This is a genomic window from Sutcliffiella cohnii (genome assembly GCF_002250055.1).
GTDB lineage: Bacteria > Bacillota > Bacilli > Bacillales > Bacillaceae_I > Sutcliffiella > Sutcliffiella cohnii.
Window position 1 is genome coordinate 238,109 of the sequence record NZ_CP018866.1, and the last position, 18,441, is coordinate 256,549.

Consider the following 18,441-nt stretch of genomic DNA (forward strand, 5'->3'; position numbering starts at 1 on the left):
TGCGTTAAAATGATAGAAGTAAGATTGACTCGATTTTAACCTTGAAACTATAGATAGATTTGCATAGTAATAACAGATCCTTTACTTGCATAACAAAGGGTAAGTTTTTCTAAGGAGGAAAATGTAAATGTTTTGTCACCGCTGTGGTGTAAAAGTAGTGGAAGACGCTAACTATTGTTCCAATTGTGGAGTTAGTTTAAAAGAAGAGCCTACTCTTTTGGAGAGAAATAGAAAAAGTACAACATCAAGAAGAAAACGAATGGTTCCGTTCTTTTTACCCATCCTAACAGCTATTGTCGTGTTCGCTTCTATATTCGCCTATTATTCCTATGAGAAAAAAGTAAATGCACAAGTGTTAGCTTGGAAGGAAACGTCCGAAAGCTTAGCACTAGACGGAGATTATGATCGTGCAAAAACGTATTTAAAAGATGCGTTAGAAAAGCGCCCGAATTATTTTGTATTAAGAAATAATTTAGAAGTAGTTTCGATAGTAGAAGAATATGAAGAGGAACTACAAAAAGTAGCTAGCTTACTAGAAGAGCGAGACTTTGAAGAGGCAGAGAAAAAATTACAAAAGATGCGAGAAGGGATGAATAATATACAGGGCCCGCTTGCAGATAAAATTAAAAGTGAAATTAACAGTCTTGAAGGATCGATAAAAATTGCCAAAATTGTGATGGACTTAGAAAAATTAACGACTGTTGATGAACTAGCAAAACAGCTACAAATACTATCTTCAATTCCGAGCGAAGATGGGAAAGTAGTAAAAGAACAAATTATGAATCGAATCGTTCAACTATCGATTGAAGATGCGGAAAAAGAGCTGGAAAATCGACAATTTACGAGAGCACTTGCGATTGCGGATAGAGGCTTGCAATATGCGTTAAACGATGAAAGGTTGCTAGCTTTTAAAGAGAAAGTGCAGCTAGATCAACAAGCATTTGAACAAGCGGAAATAGAGAGAATAGAACGAGCGAAAGAAGCTGCTGCACAAGAAGAATTAAAAAATAGAACAGCGGCGGTTGAAGTTGTTTCCTTTGAGGCAGAAATGGATGAATTCAAAGGGTTAGTCGTATCAGGAGAAATAAAAAATGTGGCAACAGCAGACATTTCATCGATTACTGTTTCTTACAAAATATTAGATAAAAACCGGAAAGAAATAGAGGAACGTTCGACAACTGTTTTCCCATATACGCTAAGCCCTGGAGAAACTGGTAAGTTTGAAGACTACTATTTTGACGTAGACGATGAAGTGACGGTTGAAATTGATAACATTACTTGGTTTGTAGAATAAGGAGGAGAACGTAATTGAAAAAAGTTTGGGTGTTAAACGCAATACTCTCCTTATTAATAGTCGCAGCTGGTGTATATGCTTGGTCTTGGGTGAAAAATACGTTACCGAAACAATTAGCGGCCCCATCTAGTTTATATATTCAAGCAGAGGAAACGAAGAAAGAGGAAGTGAATCCTCAATTAAAGGAAATCATTTATGAGGCGCAAAAATTAGTCGTGAAAATAGAAATTGCGGACGGATCTTTTGGGTCAGGTTTCCTCTACAATAATCAAGGAGATATTATAACGAATGCGCATGTCGTTGCGAATGCGAAAGAAGTAAAAGTAATTACTGTTGATTCAAAAGAATTAACAGGTGAAGTGATTGGCATTAGCGTGGATACAGATATTGCGGTTGTTCGTGTACTGGAACTAGAAGGAACGAAGCCGTTAAGAATAGCAAACAATCAAAAAGCAGAACTCGGAGATGAAGTAATTGCTTTAGGAAGTCCACTTGGGCTACAAAACACAGTCACAACTGGAATTGTTAGTGGTGTTGGCAGATCTTTTCACATCGAGCCTTTCCGATACGAGGATATGTACCAAATATCCGCACCAATTGCTCCAGGAAATAGTGGTGGACCATTAATCGACACAAGAACGGGCGAAGTAATCGGGATTAATTCAGCTGTCATGGAGCAAGGAGTAATCGGATTTAGTATTCCAATCAACAATGTCATTAGTTTAATAAGAAGTTGGTCGGAAACACCGATGACATCACTGCCGAGAGTGGGTGTAGCGGTACCTGGAAACAACAACGGGCAATCTTCCAGTAACGAAGACATTGCAAACTATATTGCTCAATATTATTTTGAAAGTATTAATCATCGAGACTATGTTACTGCGTATTCTTTACTCGGAAGTGAGTTGCAATCAACGTTATCATACGAAGAGTTTCGTGCGGATTTTATGAATGTATTAGCTGTTGAAATAAACAGCACGTTCACGGAAATGGTGGATCGAAATGTGAACGTAACAGTACTCATCCAAACTCAACAGCGTGGGGATGATGGCCTAACCTTCACTAATTATGAATGCAATTTTGTACTTGGATTAGAAAATGATCAAATGAAAATACTGTCCAAAGATCGGAAAAAAATAGACTAGAAGTGGTTGTCCCAAAAGTTAGTAGAAGCCTGACTTTTGGGGCTTTTTTTGTTCGTCCATTTGAGTTTGGACTGGTACGTTTAGCACGGGGGTCTGTTGGAGCCAAACCGATTTTGGACAGCTGCGTCAAAAAGCTCATTAAGTGCGTCAATTATTTATCCAGCTGCATCAAAAAGTTCGCCAAGTGCGTCAATTACTTATCCAGCTGCGTCAAAAAGTTCGCCAAGTGCGTCAATTACTTATCCAGCTGCGTCGAAAAGTTCGCCAAGTGCGTCAAATAATTTTCCAGCTGTGTCAATAAAATTGCCAAGTGCGTCAATTAATAAGTGCTGTTGGCACAAAAGCGCGGATGGTTGGCCGAAAAAAGAGTTCAGTTGGCGCAAAAGCGTGGGTGGTTGGCCGAAAAAAGAGTTCAGTTGGCGCAAAAGCGCGGGTGGTTGGCCGAAAAAAGTGTCCAGATGGCGCAAAAGCGCGGGTGGTTGGCCGAAAAAAGTGTCCAGATGGCGCAAAAGCGTTGGTGGTTGGCCGAAAAAAGAGTTCAGTTGGCGCAAAAGCGTGGGTGGTTGGCCGAAAAAAGAGTTCAGATGGCGCAAAAGCGCGGGTGGTTGGCCGAAAAAAGAGTTCAGTTGGCGCAAAAGCGCGGGTGGTTGGCCGAAAAAAGTGTCCAGATGGCGCAAAAGCGCGGGTGGTTGGCCGAAAAAGGTGTCCAGTTGGCGTAAAAGCGCGGATAGATGGCCGAAAATTTGTGCTCTTGGCAAAAAAAGCTCATGAGGTTGGCCGAAATAAAAATCCGATAGACGCAATCTACTTGCAACTAAACCATAAATAGCAGAACCTGCAACACAATCAAACATATTCACTCGACCTTGTCTAACTTTTTCTCCAATCGATAGCTATAATCTGAAAACTTGTCTCATATGATGGTTAGTAGTCTAGAATACGTGGACGACCTCTTAATGGGAGAAGGGAGAAAGAAGCATGAAGAAGTTTTACAAAGGAGTACTCCTATTAGCGCTGGCAGCATTTTTAGGGGAAAGTTTAGAGTTTCTTGTCAACATGGTTTTAGCGAAGCAGCTAGGAGAAGTTGGACTAGGGCTTTACATGTCGATTATGCCAGTCATTTTTTTAGTCGTCATTATTGCAAGTCTTGAGTTGCCGGTATCGGTCTCGAAATTTGTGGCGGAAAAAGAGCAAAAATATCACGTTAGTATGCTTCGTCATACGTTTAAATTAACGTTGAAATTTACTATTATTTATTTACTATTAGCAGCGATCGTCTTACCAAATATACCAGTTTTCCAAAGTTATCATCCGTTAGTAAAGTGGCTCGTTCTACTATTAATTCCGATTATCTCGTTTACTTCAATTGTAAGAGGCTACTTTATGGGAAAACAGATGATGGGGAAAATCGCCTTTTCCAACTTTTTAAGAAAAGCTGTGCAACTAGTTTTACTCACAGTCGTTTACTACTTGTTTCAATTTAGTTTACAAACTTCGATCCTTATTGCAATCTGTACGTTTATCGGAACAGAGCTCGTTGTTTGTCTTTACTTAGTACTTATGTATTTCACTCAATGGAGAAAAATGAAAACAGAGCCTAACAGTGAATTAGCAAAAAGTACAGTACATGCGAGTCTTTTACAAGTCTCTATCCCAACAACAGCGATGAGAATTTTTCATTCTGTAACGCATGCAGTTCAACCGTTTTTAATTAAAATTGCCTTATTAAAAGCAGGCTTTACGGAAACGATGGCGTTAGAACAATTCGGGCTACTTGCTGGAGTTGCAATTACGATTGGATTTTTCCCAGCATTCATTGCTCACTCTTTAATGATTGTTCTTATCCCAACTGTGTCAGAAGCTCATTCAAAAGGAGACCATGTCAAGTTACAAAAGCTACTACAACAAGTAATGTTCATTACTTTTTTATACGGCATTCCAGCAGTCATTGTTTGTTACATATTCGCTGATCCGTTAACACATATCTTTTTTGAAAATTCATCAGCATCCACCTATTTACAATTGTTGTGGCCGAATTTCCTCTTTAACTTTATTGTCATTCCGTTACAAGCGTTTATGATTGGGCTTGGCTTAATAAAAGATGCGTTTATTCATATCGTTTGGTCGCACGTCGTAGGCTTTGCGCTTATCTTTTTCTTAGGGTCAATGTCTAGCTTTAACATGGGTGGAGTCATTATCGGAATGAACACTGGTACGGTACTACTAATGATGATGCATTATTTAACAGTATGTAATAAAATTGGGGTATCCTTTACGTTACAAGTACCAAAAAATGAGTGGAGATAGATAGGTGGAAAAAATGAGTCAAACCCGAGAGCTAAAAGATTCGATTCGAAGTAAAGTATGGACTAAATTAGAGGACGAAAAGTTAGGGAGGTTTCCGTTTCCATTAAGAGGTCGCATTCCAAATTTTAAAGGAGCGGAAAAGGCTGCTAGCTTTGTCACGACGATGCAAGTTTATAAAGATGCGAAAGTAATTAAAGTGAATCCTGATTCGCCTCAGTTACCGTTAAGAACTCAAATTTTAAAAGATGGAAAAACATTGTTAGTTCCAACACCGCGTTTGAAAGATGGCTTTATTCAAGTTAAGCCATCATGGGTACCTCCAGGTGAAGAAAGGAAAGCAGCTAGCTTAAAGCATATTCTTTCGTACGGAAAAGTGATCCCCCTAACAGAAATTCCTCCAATAGATCTAATTGTTGTCGGTTCTGTCGCCATGCATAAGGATGGTCGTCGATTAGGAAAAGGAGAGGGTTATGCCGACCGAGAGTATGCTATTATTAGAGAACTTGGAAACCCGTTAGTACCGGTCATTACGACGGTGCAAAGTGCCCAACTTGTGGACGACGACATACCTCGTGATGAATACGATTTAACTGCAGATTGGATTGTAACAGAAGAAGGAATACTGGAAACCCATTCTCCATACGACAAGCCAAAAGGAATTGTTTGGGAGAAAGTTACAGATGAAGAATTAGAAGAAATGCCAGTTTTGCGAGAAATTAAAAGGTTAACGAACCGTTAGGCAATGTTCATTTGTTGTTCATACTTTTCATTTGGGCAAAGCTATATAATAAAAAGTATGACAAGATTATAATGAGGTGGCTTTTTTGCAAGCGAAGGAATTATGGCAAGAAGCAAAAAAATTTCTCGTCACTTGTTATGAAGAGCTTGGAAAAAGGGAAGAAGAGCTTCAAGTAAGATTAATGCAAGTGGAAAGAGAAATAAAAGAAACTGGGTATTACGATCATACGTATGAAGAACTTGCGCATGGAGCGAAAATGGCTTGGCGCAATAGCAATCGCTGTATCGGTCGACTTTTTTGGAACTCGCTTCATGTTTTTGATAAGAGACATGTAAACGATGAAGTAGAAATAGCGCAATCTTTAATCGAGCACATTGATTTTGCAACGAATAACGGAAAAATACGACCAGCCATTACAATTTACAAGCCAAAGCGCGATAAGGAAGAAATACGAATATGGAATCATCAACTACTTCGGTACGCTGGATATGAGACGGAATATGGAGTAATTGGAGACCCGGCATCTATAGCATTTACAAAACAATGTGAAAAGCTAGGATGGAAAGGGGAAGGAACTCACTTTGACCTTCTACCTCTTGTTATTCAAGTGATAGGCCGGGAGCCGGTTGTGTATGAAATTCCGAGAGACGTTGTGCTCGAGGTGCCGTTAACTCATCCAGAGTTGAACGAGTTTGCTGATTTGAATTTGAAATGGTATAGCGTTCCGATTATTTCAGAAATGAAGTTAGAAGTTGGTGGAATTCATTACACCGCTGCGCCTTTTAACGGTTGGTACATGGAAACGGAAATTGGTGCAAGAAATTTAGCGGATACATTTCGATACAACATGTTACCGAAAGTAGCGTCTATAATGGGATTGGATACTTCTAGTAATGCAACGCTTTGGAAGGATAAGGCGCTTATTGAGCTGAACATTGCGGTGTTACATTCTTTTAAAAAGTACGGTGTAAGTATTGTCGATCATCATACGGCTTCGATGCAATTTCAACATTTTGAACGTCAAGAAGGAGAGAAATGCCGGCACGTAACAGGAGATTGGACATGGCTGATTCCACCGGTTTCTCCAGCAGCAACACATATCTTCCATCAATCATATGAAGATAAAATTGTAACGCCGAATTATTTTTATCAAGATTTACCATATAAGTAGAAGAGAAGGTATGCGTTTTTTTCGTATACCTTTTTTACGTTTTTAAGCCTTAAGGGCTATATAAATAAAGGCTACAGAGGTATTGAAGCCGAGTGCAATTAACGTTAAGGTTATGTTAGTGGAAAAAAGTTGAAAAAGGAGGGGGAGTAACTGAAGATGAAAAAACTAAGTTTCTTGCTTCTATTCATTATCTTGACAGTTGTAGGTTGTAATAGTGTAAAGGATAACAATGAGACAGAACTAGGGATGGAAAAAGCTCAAAGAATTGAAGTTCTAGAGGAACCGAATACTGTAGTGACTGTTATAGACGGTGAGGATATCCATGAATTTATTGAATCGTTAAAAGTGGAACAATGGGAAAGTGAAAAAATTCCTTCCGGTGAAAAGCAAGGAAAAATATATAAAATGTTTCAAGAAGATACGAAAACAGTCATTAATTCTAATAAAAATGAAGAAGAGTTAAAAGAAATTTCAACTATTATTACGTATGAAACAGGACCATACATCGAATTTATTATAAAAAATGTTAGCCTTAGCTTCAAAGTACCAGATGAAGTATATGAGTATCTTTCTACTAAATGGTAAAACGTACAGTGCTATTGAAACTGTACGTTTTTCATTTTGTTTTAAAACCACGCCTCATGCATTTCTTGTAAAAACTCTTTCGTTATATGGAAGTCAGAGCTGTCACCGATAACGGAATCAATACCACAATGAGGACAAACGGCAGTTTCCTCATTATCCCACCATTCCTCAATTAGTGCTGGAGAAAAGATTTTTAAACAATAAAAACAGCCGCAAACATTGCTCTCCTCTAAACTTTTTCTATTTTTGCTACTGAACCGATGTGCTTGTTTAAGTAATTCATTCATAATATCTCACCTCATTATAAGGATAATTTTACATTTTGATTATAAGAATGTATACGAAAAAGTATCATGCAAAAAAACGTAGAGACTTTTATCTCTACGTTTTCGTTTTTACTGTTATTTCACTTTTTGAATTTTATCAATAACCGCTAACGAACGGCCTGTACCGATTGCGACGGATTCTAATGGATTTGGTGCTAAGTAAACAGGTACGACGATTTCTTCGCTTAACCATTCTTGCATGCCGTTTAATAAAGAACCTCCACCTGTTAGGATGACACCGCGGTCAACAATATCTCCACTTAATTCTGGAGGACAGTCTTCTAATGTTGCGCGAATGGCTTCTAAAATATGAAGTAGTGATTCTTTAAGTGCTTTTTGAATTTCAGTGGATTGAAGTTCAATTGTTTTCGGTAACCCCGATACTAAATCACGGCCACGAATTTCCATCGTCATCTCTGGATGTTCGACTAGAGCGTAGCCAATTTCCATTTTAATTTGTTCTGCCGTTCTTTCTCCGATGAGGAGGTTATATCGTTTGCGAACGTGATGGATAATATCTTCGTCTAATTGATCCCCACCAACTCGAATGGAGTGACAAGATACAACGCCACCGTAAGAAATTATCGCAACTTCTGTCGTACCACCACCGATATCGACAACAACATTCGCAACAGGCTCTTCTACTGGTAAGTCAGAACCGATAGCAGCAGCGACAGGTTCTTCAATTAAATGAACGTGCTTTGCTCCACAATTTCTAACGGCATCTTGAATAGCTCTTCTTTCTACAGATGTAGAGCCAGAAGGCGTACATACTACTACGTTTGGCTTTTTTAAAGTAAAACCTAACGTTCTCGTTGCTTTTTTCATAATTTGCTTAAGCATACTTGTCGTCACGTCAAAATCTGCAATTACGCCGTCTTTTAGTGGGCGAACAGCGACAATTTTACCCGGAGTTTTTCCAATCATATTTTTCGCTTCTTGCCCTACTGCTAGTACAGTTTTTGTTTCTATATCTAAAGCAACAACGGAAGGTTCGTTATAAACAATACCTTTATTTTTACTATAAACGAGCGTATTTGCTGTTCCTAAATCAATCCCAATTTCTGCATTTGAAAACATAATATTCACCTAATCTTCCTTATTATTGGAGTCTCATATAGTCGTTCTAAAAATGTTGTCGATTTTTGGGGGTTAAAACTCTAGATAAATATGGAAACCACCAGAGGGAAAATTATGGTATATTTTAATTTATAGGAATGTATGTATAAAATTTCTAAAGTGTAACTAATACAGCTCGCTTCGTCCAAGGGAGTCGCGAGTTTTCCTAAAAAGTGGGGGATGGAAAGATGAAAGATAGAGAAGAAGTACTCTATGAAGAGAAAGAGCGGTTGTTTACGAAAAAGCAAATCGTCTGGATCATCGTAAGTGCGGTAAGTTTAATGGTAATAGTAATTGCTTTACTTTTTGGCATCGATCAAGTAGAAGCTTATAAACATAAACGAACAAACCATTATTTACAAGAAGTGGAGCAGTTATTAAAAGAAAGTGAACAAACACTGCAAACGTTTAAAGAAGGAGAAGATGTCCCTGTTGAATTATTACCGATAATTGAAGCATCAGGAAAAGAGTGGATTGCTACTGCCCAAAGCTTAAACGCACCTTCCGCATTTACTAAACATAAAGAAGCAGTTAAACAGCTTATATTGAAGCGTTATTCGGTTGTGTCTTCAGCGGCACTTATGGTAGAAATAAATAATTATCAAGTAAATACGATTGAGGAATTATTGGCAGCATCACAAGAACTAGTGGATTTAGAAAAAGAACAATTATTTGCCTCTTTAGAAGCGGCACAAATAAAATACGAATTATTAGAAGACGGAACGATAAGATATTACATAAGGAAATGATGTAAGTATGAAGTGCTAGGCTAAAATGAATACTTTTTATTTCTACGATAGAAACTATACTTGTGAAGAACAAGGAGGAGATTCCTTATGGGAAGGTTTGTTAGACAAGTAATCATTTTGGCACTACCAATCATTATAAAAGAAGGTTTTAGTTACTTACGTGAAAGAAAGAAAAATAATAATCCTAATACAAATTCTAATTAAATCAAACGTTTGATTGAACAGAGCAGACCCTCTATAGATGCGGGTCTGCTTATTTTTTTCTAATGAAAAAACACTCAGACAATGACGTCTGAGTGTTAGTTAAACCGATAAGTGTTCTTATCAATACACGTGCGCTACAAATGTTAAGAAAAATAGCGCTGCAATGATGTACAAGGTTGCTGGTACTTCTTTTGCTTTTCCTATTGCAAGCTTTACTAGTGGGTAAGCAATAAATCCAAATGCAATTCCATCTGCAATACTGTACGAAAATGGAATCATCACGACCACTAAAAATGCTGGAATTCCTTCTGATAAATCGTGGAAGTCGATTTGCTTCACACTTTGAAGCATGAGAACACCAATAATAATTAAAATTGGTGCAATCGCACTACCAGGAATAATAGCCATGAAAGGAATAGCAAGAATGGAAAGTAAAAATAAGCTACCAGTAACAATTGCTGTGACACCCGTTCTACCTCCAGCAACAATTCCGGCAGCCGTCTCAACAGTAGAAACGGTAGGGCTAGATCCGAAAAGTCCACTCGTTAAAATAGAAATTCCGTTTGCTTGGAAGGAACGTTTAAATTTGTCAGGTCGATTAATCATATTTAGGTGCCCGTTGATCAGTCCGATATTTTCAAATAATAGGACCATCGTTAAGGAAAAGACAGCAACTAAAAACGCGAAGCTACCTACCTTTTCAAACGAAATAGCACCAAATAAGGAAGCGTAACTTTCAAATGAAATAGAACTATTGCCTACATCTGAAAAGTTAACCACACCAAGCAATCCTGCTATAACAGTTCCAACGATAATGCTAATTAAAAAATTAGCTGGAACGTTACGAATGAATAGTATTACAGTGACGATAATAGAAAGGATCGTTGCGATAACAAAGGGATTTGTCATATCGCCTAACGCTAAAAGAGAACTTTCTCCTTTAACAATTAAGCCACCTTTTTCTAATCCGATTAGTGTTAAAAATAAACCTAACCCTACTGTAATAGCATGCTTTAAAGAGTGTGGAATTGCTTCAAGTAGTAGTTGGGACAAACGTGTGAAGGAAACAATGGTAACAATAATCCCAGACACTACTACAACGCCCAATGCTTCTTGCCACGATAACCCCATAGAAAGGACTAACGTGTACGTAAACATCGCATTAATTCCCATACCTGGAACGAGAATAATTGGAGCATTTGCCCATATTCCCATTAACCAACACCCAACAACGCAAGTTAAAATGGTGGCTATAATTCCAGCTTCAAGAGGAATTCCTGCTTCTGCAAGAATGGAAGCATTAACAGCAATAATGTACACAATGGTAAAGAAAGAAATTAAACCAGCCATGAACTCACGTTTCAAGTTCGTTTCATGTCCAGATAAATCAAAATAGCTCTTTAGCCATTGAAGCATGAAAAACATCCTTATTCAGTTTCCCTCTCCCGCCCGGCCTCAAAGGACCCACAAACAATTATTATATAACTGAAATCCGGATTCGTAAACTTAAAATAGTTTTTAAAATATTCACATTTTTCATAGTGGAAATAGGGTAAAATAAAAATAAGAGAGCGAAGGGACGTGAGTGAATTGGATTTTTCAAGATTAACGGATGACCGAATTCGGAAAGCGTATGAAGAAGGTGAGTTTGAAAACTTACCTGGTTACGGCAAAAAACTGCAACTAGAAGACCTTTCGAATGTTCCCCCAGAAATGCGAATGGCCTATAAAATGATGAAAAACGCTGGAATGATGGAGGAGCAACAAGTTCGTTCGGAAATTGAATATATAGAAGACTTAATCAAAAATGCCCACGATGATTTAGAAGAACAAAGACTAACGCAACGCCTAAATGAAAAACTACTTCGCTTTAATCAAATAATGGATAAAAAGAAAAAAGAAACAAACTCAGCCACCTTTAAAAACTACCAATCCAAAATATATGATCGTTTTTCTGATTAGAGGTTGGGACATAACTTTTTTCATGAAAGTAAAAAACGAACAAAAAAATATCCAGGGAAAACTCGCTCCTGAAATATACTTCGCTTTCCGCGGGCGGCTGGTGAGCCTCCTCGTGCTTCGCACTGCGGGGTCTCACCTATGCCTTTCCTCGAAGCTGCTGAAAAAGGTTGTTATATTTAAACCAGATAAAAATTTATAGAAATAAAAGGAGTACTTTTTGATTTTTAATCAGAAAATACTCCTTTTTATCTCCTTCACAGGTCAATTTCTTACCTATTTTTCATTTATTAGTTTGATTATCCTCTTCATATTAGTGACAAATATGGTGGTAGCTCCTTGTATTTTCATACCAAATAGACCCGAGGAATTGGCTTTTTTATACCCGTGTCTATGTTTTAATTCGCTATTTTTAGCCTCAATTTTGTAACGTGTTTTAGCTAATCGCTTAAATTCCTCTGTTTCTTGAAATGCTTCTTGGGAAAGGTGTTCCGAGGATTTAATCGATACTGAATACGTTTTGGTTTTGGCCCCTTCTATATAACAGCCATCGCGTAGCGGACAAACTTTACATTTCTCTACATCAAAAAAGTATTTCAACTGCGGATTCTGGGATGTATCTTGTCTTTTTTTAACTGACTTCTTATTAGCTAAATGGCCAGCGGGGCATACATACATATTTGCGTCCTTATTAAATTCAAATTCCTTTCCTCTTTTACGATTTCCGTTCGTAATGATAGGATGCAGGCGAGAAATTAATTGCTTTTCGTTCTCATTCATATATTGTAGATTATCTTTACTAGAGTATGCGGTATCTCCAACTACTGTATCCACCATGAAACCATTTTCCTCACTAGTCTCTACCAATTCTTTTAAGTACTTGGTATCGCTTTTCTCACCTGAGGTAACCACGGCAGCCGTAATAATGCGTTCATCTGACATCGCAATATGTGTCTTATATCCCAAAAAGGAATAATCTGAAGCTTTATATCCTTTTCGTGCATCGGGATCTCCGCCATAATTCGCTTCTTCTTGAATATCCTCCACAACTTCTTTTACCATGTTGATTTTTTCTTTAATAGCTGGCAACTGCTTTAATTGTTCCTCTTTTTCGAGAACCTCGAGTATGGCAGTGGTATAAGCTAACTCATCTTCTAATGAATCTGTGGCTGGTTTATCTGGGAACTTTTCTTTTATAGATGGTTGATGTTGATAGGCAACTTTCCGTAATGATTTAGATTTCTCTTGAACATATTCATTCGCTGTTTTGGAATGGAAACGTGATAATGTATGCGTGGCATCTACAATAATCGTGTTACTCTTTAAAACCTCGTGTTCCAATGCAAGTTCGACTGTCTTCGCCACAAGTACATTCATTAAGTCCTTATCTTTCAAACGTAGTCTTCGAAATTTGGTTAAAGTACTAGAATGGATAACAGAAGCCTCTGGGATAAGATCCAAAAAATATTTAAAAGACAAATCATACCTAGCTCGTTCAACTAAGTCTGCATCAGACAGATCATGTATTTGTTTTAGAAGTAAATATTTAAACATTCGAACAGGTGGTTCAGCATTTCTCCCAGTATCTAAACAATACTTATCTTCTAGTTCCTCTTCCACAAAACTAAAATCGACCAATTCCTTCATTTGACGAAGAAAGTTATCTTTCGGAATTAACATATCGTAAAGTTGGTAATGTGCGCTTAAAGGTAATGAAGGCTGTCGTTCTAACATTGGAAATCCCCACTTTTTAATATAATAGGTTAATTATATTAAAAAGTGGGGATATTGTGTATTCTTATAGGGACTTTTTCAGCAACTTCGCCTTTCCTCCCGCTGGAGTCTACGTATATTTCCTCCGCTAATCCTGCGATTGTTCGTTTTTTATCATGATAAATTTAGTTTTGTCTCAGCCTCTTTTAGGACAAAGCAACTCTAAAGAAATAGAAACTATTCAGTCAAAGACATTGCTTTTTCATCCTCTTCCCGACGTGTTTTAAATAAAACGTTGTTTCCACCAAAAAGGGAAATACCAATGATAACTAAAAAACTAGCGACACATAGGCAAACTGGGATGAAGCCGAAATGATGGATTAATACACCACCCATTATTGGAGATATTAATACAGTGAAGCTTATCACTGAATTAGAGATACCTGTAACACGACCGATTTCGTCTTGTTTTGTCTCCATTTGTATAATGTATTGGGATGTAATAGAAAGGAGACCTACTCCTAAACCAAGAATAAAGGAGAGAGCTAAAGGAATAGCTAGTATAAATCCTTCCTGTAAAAAACCAATCCCTCCAAATCCTCCACCAATTAATACTAAACTACCTCCAATAAGCCACCCATACTGTTTTAGATTTTTATAGCGGTTTAACATAAGAATCATAACTAGAGCTCCAAGACCTGAGCTACCCATAATCCACCCAGCTAATTGTGGTAGATGTGGTGCAATTTCACGGAAAAAAACAGGAAATTGAAAGTCAATCATTTGGATGGCTGTAAAAGCTAGAAAACAAGCTATCAAACTAACGAATAATACTTTCTTTTGATAAACAATCACCCAGCCTTTTTTCCAAGAGCCCCAGAAATGTTCCTTTTCTGTTTCAGCATTTTGTTGACCAATCATTGTTGTTTTCTTAACCATTTCCTTATTAACGATAATAGTAAGAAGAATAATGGCAGAAATGGTAAAGGCGATAGCATTTATAAGTATACATAGTTTTGGTGATGCAATTCCGACTAAACTGGCACCTATAAATGGCCCGATGATTTTTGATAATTGATTAACCGAACCGTTTAAGGTAATAGCTTTCATTATTAAGTTTTCTTTTACTACTAATTTAACTAGACCTTGTTGAGCAGGGGAGTGCACGACATTTACAGTTGCTCGTAATGAAATAACGATAATAGCTGTGATTGGATGATTCGAAAATAATAAAATAAAGGTCAATAAAGCGGTAGTAAAATCAGCGACCATCATGATCTTCACTTTATGGAATTTATCACTCAACACTCCAGCGAATTGTCCTAGCACTACTTGTGGTAATGCATAAGCAACCGGAATTAATGCAATCATCATTGGGTCGGCATTCCATACATACCCGAATAAAACAATAATAGCGACCATGTCGAACCAATGTCCAAGCATGGATACCGAGTAGGAAGCAAAAAGCCTCATAAATATCGAATTTTGCCAAATTGTTTCTTCTTTTCTTAAATTTGTTGTCATCTTTCATACATCCCTTCTGAAATCTTTGTATTTAAAAGATATCGTAGGAATGTCAGAGGAATATCAGAGAATCGAATCAAGAAATTTTTTTATTTTAATTGTTAATAATGGTAGCTCATATTGTTCATATACTTCTTCTGTTTTCATCGCTAACATCTCACTTGCCTCTTCTGATATGTCCTTAACACGTAATATATCAGCAATATATAGAGCGTGAATGGTCGGAAAAGCAAATTTGGTCTTTTTCAGGACAGTAAAGGCTTGAGTGAAATAATTTACAGCAATTACTTTCCTTTTTACATAGAAGTGATAAATTCCTTTTAGCGTTAAAAATAAACCATATTCACGTTGGAAAGGGTGCTGCTCAAAAAAGGAACTAAGCACATCTATTTTCTGTTCGGCTAAATCCCAATCCTTTATACTGATTGCATATGTAAGCCAATTAATTTGAAAAAAACCGTAAAAACCGACTAATTTTGGTGATATGTTCGAATCGGCCTGTATTAGTAGACTCTTTGCCAGGTCATTATTTCCTTTTCGAAGTTCGAATAAAATTCGAATCAAGTCAATTTCTTCTTTATCATCTTCACCAAAGTATTGTTTTAATTCTAAGTTGGTTAAGTAGTAGTCTACAAGTTTTGTATCCTTTTCTAACAGTAAATAAAGACCGAATAACGGGAGTGCTTTTTCCTTATTAGTTAGTTCGGCAGAATGGAGAATGGATAAAAAATCTCCCTGTAAAAAGTTCACTAACAGTCTATGTTTATCATCCAATTGAATACCGAATGTTGACCCATCGATTAATTGCTGTATTGCCTGTCCGTGACCATAGAGATGATACTTCGAAATAAGGTTCTTCGTTAAAGACTGGAACTCCATATCATGAGCTATTTCGTGGCTTTCATGAAAAGGTACATATAAGACCAATTTGTAACCTAACCCCTTTACAGTTTCAATAGTTACCACATTGTCCCATTTTTTTAACTTTTTTCGTAACCTATATATATGGTCGTCAACTGTTCGATCAGAGGGCACTTGAAGTGGCCATACTGCTTGTAACAACTGATCCCTAGTTAAAGTTTGATTCTTGTTTTGATATAAGAAATCGAGTAATAAAAACTCTTTACGTAATAGCTTCAGTGTTGTTCCCTCGATAGTTATACTATATTCATTTAGATTGAACGATATCGACATACCGGCATCCCTTCTTTTTTGACTAATATATTTTATATTACCATTTTCAAAGAGTAATTGGATATTCTTCCAAAATAAAAATACTAACTATTCAAACCATTCTGTTTTGTACTATAATAGATAAAAAAGACTATGGACGAGGGGTAGACAGATGAAAAAGTTAGCGCTGATAATAATTACGATATTTATTGTATTAGTAGGTTGTAGTAATAATAACGAAGAAACATCTTCTGTCATTGAAAATGGACAAGTTGCATTAAAAAAGATGGAAAACACAAACATTGAATATCTACAGTTTTCTGGAAACATAAAAGTTACAGAACTAGATACAGACCAGCCCTTCTCTGTTAGATTCCTTGTAAAAGATGGCGAAGTGGAAAATATCATTAAATCAACGGAAATTGTCCTACCAGAGCAATATTTCAGAGGGAATGGTGAAGTTGTCCCAGTTGGCGAAATGCGAATGGTGACTGGAGAATATTCTGTTAAAGAACTAGAAAAAAAGATTGAAAAAGAAAATGCAGTTTATATCGAGCTTTTTAATGATGATGAAGTACTATTAAGTGAACCGATTAAAACGTTTGTACAAAATAACGGATAATACAAGGAATATGGCCGACTCATTTACGGCCATATTTTTTATTTTTAAAAACGAGATAGTGCATTAAATATCGAATTGGTATTTTCTAACTTCACTAAAATAGATTCTTCTACTATAATATTTTTTTATATGAATTAATTGTGGAGAGAAACTGTTATCCATATATAATTGGAAGAATGTTTGTATTGAACATCCTTCTCATGAAGAGGTAACCTAGAAAAAGGGAAAAAATGAAGGAGGTAACGTATGGATTGGTTTGTGAAGATTTTAGACTTCGGTAATACCGTACTATGGTCGTATTTATTAATTGTTATGTTAATCGGTTTAGGACTTTATTTTACGTATAAAACAGGTTTTGTCCAGTTCAAAAACTTTTTAGAAATGTTCCGCTTATTAGGGGATAAAAATACGGCAATAAGCGGTAAGAAAAAAGGTGTCTCGTCATTATCTGCATTTTTTATTAGTGCCGCGAGTAGAATCGGTACTGGTAACTTAGCAGGTGTTGCTAGTGCAATTGCGTTAGGTGGACCTGGTGCTATTTTTTGGATGTGGCTTATCGCTTTAATTGGATCTGCTACAGCATTTGTGGAAAGTACATTAGCTCAAATATATAAAATAAATGATAAAGAAGGTTTCCGTGGGGGACCAGCTTATTATATTGAAAAAGGTTTAAAGGCAAGATGGCTAGGGATCGTATTTGCAGTGTTAATTATTTGTTGTTTTGGCTTAGCATTTAATAGTGTACAAGCTAATACCATTACATTTGCATTTAACAACGCATTCGGAACAGACCGACTAATGTTAGGTATTGTTCTTGCTGCTTTCGTTGCACTTGTTATTTTCGGTGGAGTAAAGCGTGTGGCGAAAGTTTCTTCTATTGTTGTACCGATTATGGCTACGATATATTTAGTCGTTGCGATCTATGTACTCATAATTAACATTACAGAAGTTCCAGCAATGTTTGCCCTTATTTTTAAAAGTGCGTTCGGTTTAGAGCAAGCAATTGGTGGTGGAGTTGGTGCTGCTTTAATGATGGGAATTAAACGTGGTCTATTCTCCAATGAAGCAGGGATGGGAAGTGCGCCAAATGCGGCTGCAACGGCAAATGTTAGCCATCCTGCAAAACAAGGTTTCATCCAAAGTTTAGGTGTATTCGTTGATACCATTATCATCTGTTCAGCAACTGCGTTAATGATTTTACTTTCAGATGGATTTGCAAGTGGAGCCCAAGGAATTGAACTAACACAATTAGCATTAAGTGAGCATATTGGTGCTTGGGCAAGCAGCTTTATTGCGATTGCTATTATGTTTTTTGCTTTTAGTTCTATTGTCGGTAACTACTATTATGGAGAAACGAATATTGAATTTATCCGTTCTAGTAAAACAGCGTTATTTATTTACCGTGCAGCAGTAGTCGGTATGGTACTATTCGGCTCAGTAGCAAGTCTTCAAATTGTATGGGATATGGCCGACTTATTTATGGGATTAATGGCGGTCGTAAACTTAATTGCTATTACTTTACTAGGTAAGTTTGCATTTGGAGCATTAAAAGATTACTTAGAGCAGAAAAAAGCTGGACAAGATCCGGTCTTCTACTCTAAAAACGTTGAAGGATTACGTGATTTAGATCATTGGAAGGACGTATCACCTTCAGAGAAAAAATAATGTACTAGGAGAGGTCGAGTTAGTTTCGGCCTCTTTTTTAAAAAAAAGGTGTGGCCAAATCGTTTCTGATTTGGCCTTTATTGTGTGGATTTAACTTTTGTTAATATTTATTTTAGAGCAAATGAAATTAATGTGTTACAGCAAAT

General features: G+C 36.9%; 17 protein-coding genes. 11 read left to right on the plus strand and 6 right to left on the minus strand.

Annotation, left to right across the window (positions count from 1 at the left end):
• Window positions 1-127 precede the first annotated feature (127 nt).
• The 7 genes from BC6307_RS01030 to BC6307_RS01060 all read left to right on the plus strand — a co-directional run bounded on the left by BC6307_RS01030 (window position 128) and on the right by BC6307_RS01060 (window position 7,241).
• Window positions 128-1,294 (plus strand): FxLYD domain-containing protein, encoded by a 1,167-nt coding sequence (locus BC6307_RS01030; RefSeq protein WP_066421323.1) that lies wholly within the window; start codon window positions 128-130, stop codon window positions 1,292-1,294.
• 14 nt (window positions 1,295-1,308) lie between these two features.
• Window positions 1,309-2,439, plus strand: coding sequence for a S1C family serine protease (locus BC6307_RS01035; protein ID WP_066421325.1), 1,131 nt, complete (start codon window positions 1,309-1,311; stop codon window positions 2,437-2,439).
• Between the two features lie 310 nt (window positions 2,440-2,749).
• Window positions 2,750-3,268: a hypothetical protein gene (locus tag BC6307_RS01040; protein ID WP_157729266.1), complete on the plus strand. Its 519-nt coding sequence runs from the start codon at window positions 2,750-2,752 to the stop codon at window positions 3,266-3,268.
• A gap of 149 nt (window positions 3,269-3,417) precedes the next feature.
• Window positions 3,418-4,746 (plus strand): polysaccharide biosynthesis protein, encoded by a 1,329-nt coding sequence (locus BC6307_RS01045; RefSeq protein ID WP_066421447.1) that lies wholly within the window; start codon window positions 3,418-3,420, stop codon window positions 4,744-4,746.
• A 13-nt stretch (window positions 4,747-4,759) separates the two neighbouring features.
• Window positions 4,760-5,485, plus strand: a complete 726-nt coding sequence (locus BC6307_RS01050) for a 5-formyltetrahydrofolate cyclo-ligase (protein ID WP_066421449.1) — start codon at window positions 4,760-4,762, stop codon at window positions 5,483-5,485.
• Window positions 5,486-5,570: 85 nt separating this feature from the next.
• On the plus strand, window positions 5,571-6,656 hold the full coding sequence (locus BC6307_RS01055) for a nitric oxide synthase oxygenase (protein WP_066421451.1): 1,086 nt from the start codon (window positions 5,571-5,573) through the stop codon (window positions 6,654-6,656).
• Between the two features lie 156 nt (window positions 6,657-6,812).
• The gene (locus BC6307_RS01060) at window positions 6,813-7,241 is read left to right on the plus strand and encodes a hypothetical protein (RefSeq protein ID WP_066421453.1); all 429 of its coding nucleotides are present in this window, start codon (window positions 6,813-6,815) and stop codon (window positions 7,239-7,241) included.
• Between the two features lie 41 nt (window positions 7,242-7,282).
• On the opposite strand, the gene BC6307_RS01065 is transcribed toward BC6307_RS01060, so the two are convergent.
• Together BC6307_RS01065 and mreBH are read right to left on the minus strand one after the other, a co-directional pair.
• Complete coding sequence (locus BC6307_RS01065) at window positions 7,283-7,528, minus strand: cytoplasmic protein (protein WP_066421455.1); 246 nt, start codon at window positions 7,526-7,528, stop codon at window positions 7,283-7,285.
• Between the two features lie 114 nt (window positions 7,529-7,642).
• Entirely contained in the window at window positions 7,643-8,647 is a 1,005-nt protein-coding gene (gene mreBH / locus BC6307_RS01070; RefSeq protein ID WP_066421458.1) for a rod-share determining protein MreBH, read from the minus strand.
• A gap of 227 nt (window positions 8,648-8,874) precedes the next feature.
• Here mreBH and BC6307_RS01075 point away from each other — a divergent pair, with 227 nt between their 5' ends.
• On the plus strand, window positions 8,875-9,435 hold the full coding sequence (locus tag BC6307_RS01075; RefSeq protein WP_066421460.1) for a hypothetical protein: 561 nt from the start codon (window positions 8,875-8,877) through the stop codon (window positions 9,433-9,435).
• Between the two features lie 324 nt (window positions 9,436-9,759).
• Here BC6307_RS01075 and BC6307_RS01080 read toward each other — a convergent pair whose 3' ends face one another.
• On the minus strand, window positions 9,760-11,055 hold the full coding sequence (locus tag BC6307_RS01080) for an NCS2 family permease (RefSeq protein WP_066421463.1): 1,296 nt from the start codon (window positions 11,053-11,055) through the stop codon (window positions 9,760-9,762).
• Window positions 11,056-11,229: 174 nt separating this feature from the next.
• Here BC6307_RS01080 and BC6307_RS01085 point away from each other — a divergent pair, with 174 nt between their 5' ends.
• The gene (locus tag BC6307_RS01085; protein WP_066421466.1) at window positions 11,230-11,601 is read left to right on the plus strand and encodes a DnaJ family domain-containing protein; all 372 of its coding nucleotides are present in this window, start codon (window positions 11,230-11,232) and stop codon (window positions 11,599-11,601) included.
• Between the two features lie 273 nt (window positions 11,602-11,874).
• Here the strand turns inward: BC6307_RS01085 and BC6307_RS01090 are convergent, their stop codons facing one another.
• The 3 genes from BC6307_RS01090 to BC6307_RS01100 all read right to left on the minus strand — a co-directional run bounded on the left by BC6307_RS01090 (window position 11,875) and on the right by BC6307_RS01100 (window position 16,029).
• A complete protein-coding gene (locus BC6307_RS01090; RefSeq protein WP_066422033.1) occupies window positions 11,875-13,332 on the minus strand; it encodes an IS1182 family transposase in 1,458 nt (485 codons plus the stop codon).
• Window positions 13,333-13,548: 216 nt separating this feature from the next.
• Window positions 13,549-14,835: an MFS transporter gene (locus BC6307_RS01095; protein ID WP_066421380.1), complete on the minus strand. Its 1,287-nt coding sequence runs from the start codon at window positions 14,833-14,835 to the stop codon at window positions 13,549-13,551.
• Window positions 14,836-14,898: 63 nt separating this feature from the next.
• Entirely contained in the window at window positions 14,899-16,029 is a 1,131-nt protein-coding gene (locus BC6307_RS01100) for a winged helix-turn-helix domain-containing protein (RefSeq protein ID WP_066421382.1), read from the minus strand.
• A 151-nt stretch (window positions 16,030-16,180) separates the two neighbouring features.
• Between BC6307_RS01100 and BC6307_RS01105 the strand changes: the two genes are divergently transcribed.
• Both BC6307_RS01105 and BC6307_RS01110 read left to right on the plus strand, forming a co-directional pair.
• A complete protein-coding gene (locus BC6307_RS01105) occupies window positions 16,181-16,630 on the plus strand; it encodes a hypothetical protein (RefSeq protein ID WP_066421385.1) in 450 nt (149 codons plus the stop codon).
• A gap of 246 nt (window positions 16,631-16,876) precedes the next feature.
• Complete coding sequence (locus tag BC6307_RS01110) at window positions 16,877-18,295, plus strand: alanine/glycine:cation symporter family protein (protein WP_066421387.1); 1,419 nt, start codon at window positions 16,877-16,879, stop codon at window positions 18,293-18,295.
• The last annotated feature ends 146 nt before the right edge of the window (window positions 18,296-18,441 follow it).